Genomic DNA, 217 nt, shown 5'->3' with positions numbered 1-217 from the left:
TCGGAACGGTTCGACCTCGCGGTCCCGCCGCTGCTGCGGCTGCTGCTGATCCGGCTCGGCGAGGACCGGCACCGTTTGGTCGTCACCAGTCACCATGTCGTCATGGACGGCTGGTCCATGGCGGTGCTGTTCAATGAGTTGTCCGCGGTGTATGCGGCGGGCAGCGACACGAGCGGACTTCCCCGGACACTGTCCTACCGGGAGTATCTGGCGTGGT

The 217-nt window shown here is 65.9% G+C and carries 1 protein-coding gene; it reads left to right on the top strand.

Annotated features, from left to right (window positions below):
• Positions 1–217: condensation domain-containing protein (locus tag FF041_RS38115; RefSeq protein WP_194292157.1), on the top strand; the 217-nt coding region annotated here is incomplete at both ends.

Origin of the sequence: Streptomyces jumonjinensis (assembly GCF_009600885.1) — a bacterium.
Classification (GTDB): domain Bacteria; phylum Actinomycetota; class Actinomycetes; order Streptomycetales; family Streptomycetaceae; genus Streptomyces; species Streptomyces jumonjinensis.
The sequence above is the reverse complement of the archived record's forward strand: the minus strand, read 5'-3'. Positions and strand labels throughout refer to the sequence as shown.